The organism is Micromonospora sp. BL1 (genome assembly GCF_003667485.1).
Classification (GTDB): Bacteria; Actinomycetota; Actinomycetes; order Mycobacteriales; family Micromonosporaceae; genus Micromonospora; species Micromonospora tulbaghiae.
The window spans coordinates 1-8,293 of the sequence record NZ_RCVK01000421.1; the positions used below are offsets into that span (position 1 = coordinate 1).

Annotated in this window: 6 protein-coding genes and 1 pseudogene; 3 read left to right on the forward strand and 4 right to left on the reverse strand. The window is 71.5% G+C overall.

The annotated features are described in order from the left end of the window. The 3 genes and pseudogenes from EAD96_RS30685 to EAD96_RS30695 form a co-directional block, all read right to left on the reverse strand. Positions 1-345 (reverse strand): annotated as a pseudogene (locus EAD96_RS30685) (hypothetical protein); the annotation flags it as partial. Positions 346-385: 40 nt separating this feature from the next. Then, entirely contained in the window at positions 386-1,384 is a 999-nt protein-coding gene (locus EAD96_RS30690; RefSeq protein WP_121686688.1) for a tyrosine-type recombinase/integrase, read from the reverse strand. A gap of 993 nt (positions 1,385-2,377) precedes the next feature. Then, on the reverse strand, positions 2,378-3,355 hold the full coding sequence (locus tag EAD96_RS30695; RefSeq protein WP_121686689.1) for a YafY family protein: 978 nt from the start codon (positions 3,353-3,355) through the stop codon (positions 2,378-2,380). 63 nt (positions 3,356-3,418) lie between these two features. Between EAD96_RS30695 and EAD96_RS30700 the strand changes: the two genes are divergently transcribed. The 3 genes from EAD96_RS30700 (at position 3,419) to EAD96_RS30710 (ending at position 6,715) form a co-directional block, all read left to right on the forward strand. Beyond that, complete coding sequence (locus EAD96_RS30700; RefSeq protein WP_121686690.1) at positions 3,419-4,603, forward strand: epoxide hydrolase family protein; 1,185 nt, start codon at positions 3,419-3,421, stop codon at positions 4,601-4,603. Between the two features lie 228 nt (positions 4,604-4,831). Further along, positions 4,832-5,512, forward strand: a complete 681-nt coding sequence (locus tag EAD96_RS30705) for an NAD(P)H-binding protein (protein WP_233586248.1) — start codon at positions 4,832-4,834, stop codon at positions 5,510-5,512. Between the two features lie 57 nt (positions 5,513-5,569). Next, a complete protein-coding gene (locus EAD96_RS30710; protein ID WP_233586246.1) occupies positions 5,570-6,715 on the forward strand; it encodes a winged helix DNA-binding domain-containing protein in 1,146 nt (381 codons plus the stop codon). 293 nt (positions 6,716-7,008) lie between these two features. Here EAD96_RS30710 and EAD96_RS30715 read toward each other — a convergent pair. Beyond that, positions 7,009-8,293, reverse strand: a 1,285-nt coding sequence (locus EAD96_RS30715; RefSeq protein WP_233586247.1) for an MFS transporter, incomplete at its 5' end; no start/stop codon positions are given.

The following is an 8,293-nucleotide window of genomic DNA, read 5'->3' on the forward strand; positions in this document are numbered from 1 at the left end:
CGCCACCGCCGCGGCCAGCCGGCCCGACGGATCCGCGATCACCCCATCGGTACGGAACATCGGCGCGAACACCCACGACCCCAGCACGTCCTCCGGGCCACCCAACTCCTCCCACGTGACAGTGCTGACCTCCAGCAGCACCCCCCGGTGCACGAACTTGCCCACCTTCGCGCCGGGCTCACGGCGCACCAGCAACACGTCCACGTCCGACGACACCGGCAGCACCGCGTCGTCCGGCAACCCCACAGTCGACCCGCTGAAGAACGCCCCCTCGATCAACGGATCGACGCGCATCCGCTCGCGCACCCACCCGACCGCCACCGCCCGCGCCGCACCGACTCGCATCCCACCGATCCTGCCAGCAGGTCGGACCGCCGCGCGCCCGTCACCGCGGCGGCGTCAACCCCGACAACGCCCGGTTGGTGCGGTTCGCCGCCACCGCCGCCCGCTGCTGACCCGCCGTCACCTCGATGTACGTCTGCGACGACGCCAACGACGCGTGCCCCAGCAACCGCATGATCTCCGCCGCGCTCGCCCCGTCCTCCGCCAGCCGCGTCGCGAACGTGTGCCGCAACGCGTGCAACCGGGCGCCCCGAGGCACCCGGTCACCGATGCCCGCCCGCCGGTAACACGACTCCACCAGGTACTGCAGACCACCCCGCCGCAACGGCTCACCCTGACGGTCCACCAGGAACGGCGCGTCCGGCCGCACACTGCGCGACCCGAACCGGTGCCGTCGGCTGTCCAGATAACCGGCCAGCACCCGGTCCACGGCGTCCTCGATCGGCACCGTACGCGGCCGCCCGCCCTTGCCCGCCACGTCCACCCGCCGCTCGCCGGCGCGCCCGGCCACCGACGACACCCGCAGCGCCAGCAGTTCCGACAGCCGCAACCCCGCGCACAACGCCAGCGCCAGCACCGCCAGGTCGCGCTCCGGCCACGGATCACGCTGCCGGCCCTCCGCGCGCGCCACCGCCGCCAGCAGTTCCTCCGGGGTGTCCTCGCCCCGCAGCGGCTTGGGCCGGGGGAGAGGCGTGCGGGGCCGACCCACCGCGGGCATCGGATTTCCCGGTACGACGCCCTCGGCAACCAGGAACGTGAAGAAGCTGTTCCACGTCGACCAGGCGCGATGGACCGACGCGGCGGCGCGGGGAGCGGCGAACCGCGCGAACGCCGCGCGCATCACGCGGGGGGAGAGGGCGCTGACCGCCAGCCGGTCCAGGGGGAGGGGAGTGGCGTCACCGTCCGCCGACACCAGCTCGGCCACTGTGGTCAGATCCCTCCGGTACGCGGCCAGGGTGTGCGGTGAGGGCTTACGGGTGGTCCGGGCGGTCAGAAACTCCTCGATGAGAGCCCTCACCGTTTCGTCCGGTTTGTCATGCATAAGGGATATTATGCATGATTCTCGCGTTCCCGCCAGGAGGCCCGCTTCGGGGGAGCGCGAACGATCAAGGCGATGATCAACTCCACCTCGCCGAGACGGCGGTAACCGCAGTGCTCCGATGCAGCCACCTCGGCGAACTGGCGGCAGCTCCGGGCGATCATGAGGTTGACCGGGAGTGCTGTCCAATTTGTCGCCGCCAACTTCATGATCGGCGGACGGTGGGTGGAGCGAGGTGAGGTTCAGGCGATTGGTGCCTGCCGGCGGGCAACGCCGGGCGATGTCGTGTCTGTCGGTGCGAGGCGGCTGGCGGCGAGCTCACTGTCGGTGCCAGCGCTCGCCAGGTCGAGCACGCGGCACGACAGGGGTGGGCTAATCGACCCGCCTGCACCCGAAGGCCTGCCGAAGCGGTCACCTGCTCGCGTGAGCGCTCGGAGAGGTCCCGTCTCCGGGTTACTTGACATAATGTGCATTATCGAATCTGGCGACGGGGTGCTCAGGCAGGCTTGTATGTCCTCCGCGTCGAGCGCGTCCGACATCCGGTCTTTCTCCATCACTCCCGGCGATCACCCGTGGATCGGGAACCTGCCCGCCTCGCTGCGCCTCGTGGCAACAGGCGAGGTAGGCGAGGGCGCGCCCACCCTGAAACGCAGCTCCCGGCGGGTCATTCGTTGTCGCGGATCTCCGCCCCTGCCCCGCCTCTCTCTCCCCCACGATGGAGAAGGCGAGGAGCGTTCACAGCCGGCGCGGGCGGTGAGCCCGGCCCCGCGTCGGGCAGGGGCCACAGCCGACCCCGTGCTGCGCCGGCCGGTCGCGCCGATGCTCGCCACGCCGGTCGACGCCGTGCCCGAGGGCACTGACCTCCTTCACCAGCTCAAGTGGGACGGTTCTCCAGAGTTTCGAGGTGTCTCAGGGGCGAGACGTCCCCGCGCAGTCAACCTGACCATGCCGACCCACGCGGCTGGGTCGTGCCGGGCGGTCCGAGGCGGCCCTGGCCTAGGTGTCCTGCGGACGCGGTTCGGTGGTGGCGCGGTGGTAGCGGCCGGCGAGCGTACGCACGAGTTCGACGAGTTCCGCGGGTTCCGTCACGGTGAAGTCGACGCCGAGCAGGCCGAGGTGGACGGCGAGCGCCTCGATGCTGTCCGCGCCGGTGTCCAGCAGACAGTGGGTGTCGTCGACCGGGGTGATGGTGCCGATGGCGGCGTTGATTTGCTCGATGAGCTGTTCGGCCGGTGCGTGTACGACGACCTGGGCCCGGTACCGCCATGCGGCCGACGACACGCCCCGGCGTACCTGGTCGACGGCTTCCTCGGGGAGATCGCGGGGGATGAATCGGGGGCCCGTCGGGGTACGTGGGTGGAGCCGGTCCACCCGGAACGTTCGCCAGTCGGCCCGCTCGACGTCGAACCCGACGAGATACCACCGTCGTCCCCAGTTGACCAGCCGGTACGGTTCCACCTCGCGCCGGCTCTCGGAGCCGTCGTGGCTTCGGTAGCCGAATCGCAGGCGCTCGTGGTCCCGGCAGGCTGCGGCCAGGACACTCAGCCTGTCCGCGTCCACCCGCGGGCCCAGGTCGTCCCGCGGCACCACGACGGCGTACCGCTTGAGGGCGTCAACGCGACGCTGGAGTCGCGCCGGCAGCACCTGCTCCAGCTTGGCCAGCGCGCGCAACGAGGTCTCCTCGACCCCGGTGATCGTGCCCCCGGCGGCAGTGCGCAGCCCGATCGCCACCGCGACCGCTTCCTCGTCGTCGAGCAGCAGCGGCGGCAGCGTGGCCCCGGCGCCGAGTCGGTAGCCGCCCACCGCGCCCCGGCTGCCGTGCACCGGATAGCCGAGGTTCCGCAGGCGGTCCACGTCGTTGCGAACGGTCCGGGTGCTGACCGACAGCCGTTCGGCCAGTTCGGCGCCGGTCCACTCGCGGGGTGTCTGGAGTAGCGAGAGCAGGCGCAGCAGCCGCGCCGCGGTTTCCAACATTCTTCGCAGTATGCCAGTTTATTAGGAACGGGCCTTGCCTAATTCCCTCCTACGCTGATCACCATGACGAACGACAGCACGGTCGCACCGTTCCGGATCGACATCCCCCAGGCCGAGCTCGACGATCTCCAGCAGCGGCTGGCCCGCACTCGGTGGGCGGAGGAACTGCCCGCGGACGAGTCGGCGCCGGCTGGTCCGGTGCCGCCCGGTTGGGAGTACGGCGTCCCGGTGGGCTACGTGAGGCAGCTGGTCGAGCGGTGGCGCACCGGGTACGACTGGCGGGCCTGGGAGGCGAGGCTGAACGCGTACCCGCAGTTCACCACCGAGATCGACGGCCAGAACATCCACTTCCTGCACGTGCGGTCGCCGGAGCCGGACGCGACGCCGCTGATACTGACCCACGGTTGGCCGACCTCGGTGGTCGAGTGGCTGGATGTGATCGGCCCGCTCACCGAGCCACGAGCGCACGGCGGCGACCCGGCGGACGCGTTCCACCTGGTCATTCCGTCGGTGCCGGGTTTCGGCTTCTCCGGGTCGACCCGGGAGCGCGGCTGGGACCGGTACCGGGTGGCCCGGGCCTGGGCCGAGCTGATGCAGCGGCTCGGCTACGACCGGTACGGCGCGGCCGGCAACGACGGCGGATCGCTGATCTCGCCCGAGGTGGGCCGGGTCGATCCTGAGCACGTCTGCGGCGTGCACGTGACACAGGTCTTCTCGTTCCCGTCGGGCGACCCCGCCGAACTGGCCGGCCTCTCCGAGGAGGAGCGCGGCAAGCTCGCGTTCGCCGAGTGGTTCACCCAGAACCGGGGAGCGTACGACAAGCTCCAGTCCACCGAGCCGCAGAATCTGGCGCACGCTCTCGCCGACTCCCCGGCCGGCCTGCTGGGCTGGAACGCGCAGCTGCTCGGCGCTTCGCTCGACCCGGATTACGTGCTCACGAACGTGATGATCTACTGGCTGACCAACACAGCCGCCTCAGCCGCCCGGTTCTACTACGAGGACGCGGCGGCGGCCCCCGTACAGCAGAAGTCGAACGGCCGGGGCACCACCGTGCCGAAACCGACCACCGTGCCCCTCGGCCTGGCCAACTTCGCCTGGGACTACCAGTCGATCCGGACGTTCGCCGACCGCGACCACGAAAACATCGTCTCCTGGAACGTCTACGACCGGGGCAGTCACTTCGCCGCCCACGACGCGCCCGATCTGCTCGTCCAGGACATCCAGCAGTTCTTCCGCAAGGTTCGCTGATCCGCCGCCGGTTGTAGGCGGACCCCATCAGACTCCCCCCAGTCTTCACACGAACGGAATCCCTCACATGTATCTCGTCATTGGTGCCACGGCTCAGTTCGGACGTCAGGCAGTAGAAGAGCTGGTCGCCGCGGGTGCGCCGGTACGGGCGCTGACCCGTACCCGGAACAGGCCGGGCTCCCGGCGGAAGTCGACGTCGTCCAGGGCGATCTGACCAAGCCCGAGACGCTGCCAGCGGCGCTGGCCGGCGTCGAAGCCGCCTTCCTGGTTCTGCAGTACGGGATGGATGTCGCTCCGCTACTGGCGGCCGCGGGGCGGGCCGGGGTGCGGCGGCTGGTGTTCCTGTCCTCGGGGGCGATCGTCCCGGGCGCCGAGCGGCAGCCCGACGTCATCGCCCAGTACCACCGCGACGTCGAGCAGGCCATCGAGGCGTCTGGGATCGAGTGGACGTTCCTGCGGCTTCTCTTCCCCGCCATCAACTCGTTGACGTTCGCGATGCAGCTCCAGGGCGGTGACGTCATTCGCGCGCCGTACGCCGAAGCCGCGTTCAGCGCCGTGCACGAGAGGGACGTCGCCGAGGTGGCCGCGCGGATCCTGACCGGCGGCGGGCAAGCGGGGCGGGCCTACGACCTGACCGGCCCCGAGTCGCTGACCCAGGCGCAGCAGGTCCGCATCCTCGGCGAGACGTTGGGGCGCCCGCTCACCGTCGAGGACCTCGACCCGGAGCCCGTGCTGGAGCAGATGAGCCAGTTCATGGACCCCGAGTTCGTGGCGGCGCTGTTCGGTCTCATGGCGCAGGCGGTCGGCAGGCCCGCGCCGGTCAACGACGTCATCGAGCAGATCACCGGGCACCCCGCGCGTACCTACGCTCGGTGGGCCGCGGATCACCGGGCCGACTTCGGCGGCTGATCGACGAGGCAGGGGCGGCATCCGCCGCCCCTGCCATACGATGGAAAGGACGGCACGGTGGCACAGGTGCTGCGGCGACGGGAGCTGGGGCGAGCCCTGCTGGCCCGTCAGATGCTGCTGGAACGCACCGATGCGACCGCCGAGGAGGCGGTCACCCGGCTGGTCGGCATGCAGGCGCAGGCGCCCTACGCGCCCTACTTCGGGCTTTGGAGCAGGTTGCGGAAGTTCGGCACCGCCGACCTGACGGACGCGCTGACCAAACGCCGCCTGGTGCGGGTCGCGCTGATGCGCAGCACCGTCCACCTGGTCACCACGGCGGACTACCGCTCGTTGCGGCCATGGGCGCAGCCCGCGCTCGACCGTGAGCTGGACACCGCGTTCAAGACGATCCTGACCGGTCTGGACCGTGCGGCCGTGGCGGAGTCGGGCCGGGCATTGCTCGGCGCACGACCCCTCACCCCGAAGGAACTCGGCGCGGCGCTGCACGAGCGGTGGCCCGATCGCGAGCCCCGCGCACTCGCCACCGTGGTGCGGAACCTGGTACCGCTGGTGCAGGTGCCGCCACGCGCCGTCTGGGGCGTCGGCGGCACCACCCGGTACGCGACGGCGGCCTGCTGGACCGGAGCCGAGCCCGCCTCCGCCGCCGACTCCGAACACATCGTGCTGCGCTACCTGGCCGCGTTCGGCCCGGCGTCGGTCGCCGACGTGCAGACGTGGGCCGGCCGAACCCGGCTGCGGCCCGTCCTGGAGAGGCTGCGGCCACGGCTGGCGGTCTTCCGCGACGAGCACGGGGTGGAGCTGTTCGACCTCCCGGATGCGCCACGCCCCGACGCCGACGCCCGCGCGCCGGTTCGCTTCCTGCCCGAATACGACAACCTCCTGGCCTCCCATACCGACCGCACCCGCGTGATCTCAGAGGAGGCCCGCAAACGGGTCATGACGCGCAACGGGATGCGCGCCACCTTCCTCGTGGACGGGCAGGTGACGGGCGCCTGGAAGCTCCGTCCGGGCAAGGCGTCAGCGACTCTGGAGATCGACCCGTTCCGGCCGCTGACCGCCATCGAGCGCGCCGAGATCGAGGCCGAAGGCGCCCGGCTGCTGGAGTTCGCCGTGCCCGGCGCCGCCCACGACCTCCGCGACGGCACGGCCCCGTCCGTCGGCTCCGAGGACAAGGTGACCGGCGAGGAAACCGGTCAGCAGTGATCGAACCGTGCTAATGCGCGCCTTCCACCGACGCCCGCTCATAGCCGAGCGGGCTGCGCCGCTGGCACCTTCCTCACCGTCCGTTCGTCCGTCTGAGTCTCCCGCGTCACCGAGGGAGGCTCAGGCTTGGCGCCTGGGTCAGCAGGCGACGCGTCCAGTACAAACGCGGTGACCTCCCACCTGACCACATCAGAACCCTCGAAGCACTTCCGGGGTGGAGTTGGGACGCGGCCATGCGGAGCGGGGCCGTCAACCGGCGCCTCTCCCCCGCGTCGGCCGGCGCGACGGTCGGCTCAGACCGGCTGCGGGTCGCGGTGCTCGGCGTCGCCCGCCTCCCGGTCGTCCTCCTCGACGGACCGCAGATCGGGCATGGCGCGCACGGCGGGCGCGAGGGCGGCGACGACGGCGAGCGCCAGCATGACGGCTGCGAAGCTGCCGAACACCATCGGGGCCGGTACCCGGTCGATCAGCAGGCCGGCCAGCGCCGGGCCGAACGGCGCGACGATCAGCGCGATGAAACTGGTGGCGGCGTTCGCCCTGCCCTGGAGGTCGCCGGGGGTCAGTAGCGTCTGGAGGGTCAGCATGCTGATGTTGGCCGCCGGTACGACGAGGACGCAGGCGCCGGCCAGCGCGCCGAGGAGCAGTCCGTTGTCGGTGGTGGCCATGGCGGCGGTCAGGACGCCGCAGGCCCAGACGACCGCGAGGATCAGCCAGCGGGTGGGTATCCGGGCGGTCAGCCAGGACGCGACGAGTGACCCGGCGACGGCGCCGAGCCCGACGCACGCCATGACGGTTCCGGCGGACAGGCCGGAGGCGCCGTTGCGGACCGGCACGACGATGATCGCCAGCAGCACGCCGGCGAACGCGAAGTTCAGGACGGCGCCGCTGAGCAGCGTGAACCGCAGTGAGGGGTGGCGCCACAGGAAGCGGACACCGGCGACCGCCTGCCGGGGCAGGGACTCCCCCGGCTCGGTCAGGGACCGGCCGAGCGGGCCGCGCAGCAGGGCCACGGCGACGAGGGAGACGGCGTAGGAGATCGCGTCGACGAGGAACGGCAGTGCCGGGGCGAGGCCGAACAGGAAGCCGCCGAGCGGTGGGCCGGCCAGGTGTACGACGCCGTTGCGGGTCTCGTTGAACACGGTCGCCGTACGCAGGTCGCGGGCCGGGACGACGGCGCGGGTCGCCGCCGCGGCGGCGGGTTGCAGCGCGGCGCCGAGACCGGCGGTGGCGGCGGCGAGGATGGCGATCAGCAGGACTGGTGCGTCTCCGACGAGGGCGAGGACGATGACGCCGGTGACGGCGAGCAGGGCGCCGCCGTCGCAGCAGAGCATGAGGATGCGCCGGTCGCGGCGGTCGGCGAGCAGGCCGGCGGGCAGGAGTACGAGGACGAGGGCCATGCCCTCGGCGAAGGCGACGAGGCCGGCGTCGGTGGCGGAGCCGGTCATCATCAGGACGAGCAGCGGTGTGGCGACGGCGGTGACCTGGGTGCCGAGTTTGGAGGCGGTCCGGGCGACGGTGATCAGGAGGAAGTCGCGGTTGTGTCGCAGGCCGGTGGGCGGCATGGGGGCTCCGTTGGCG

Bases quoted from the DNA above. Each gene is read 5' to 3' on its own strand.
- EAD96_RS30695 (WP_121686689.1), bottom strand. From the start codon at position 3,355: ATGTTGGAAACCGCGGCGCGGCTGCTGCGCCTGCTCTCGCTACTCCAG.
- EAD96_RS30690 (WP_121686688.1), bottom strand. From the start codon at position 1,384: ATGCATGACAAACCGGACGAAACGGTGAGGGCTCTCATCGAGGAGTTT.
- EAD96_RS30700 (WP_121686690.1), top strand. From the start codon at position 3,419: ATGACGAACGACAGCACGGTCGCACCGTTCCGGATCGACATCCCCCAG.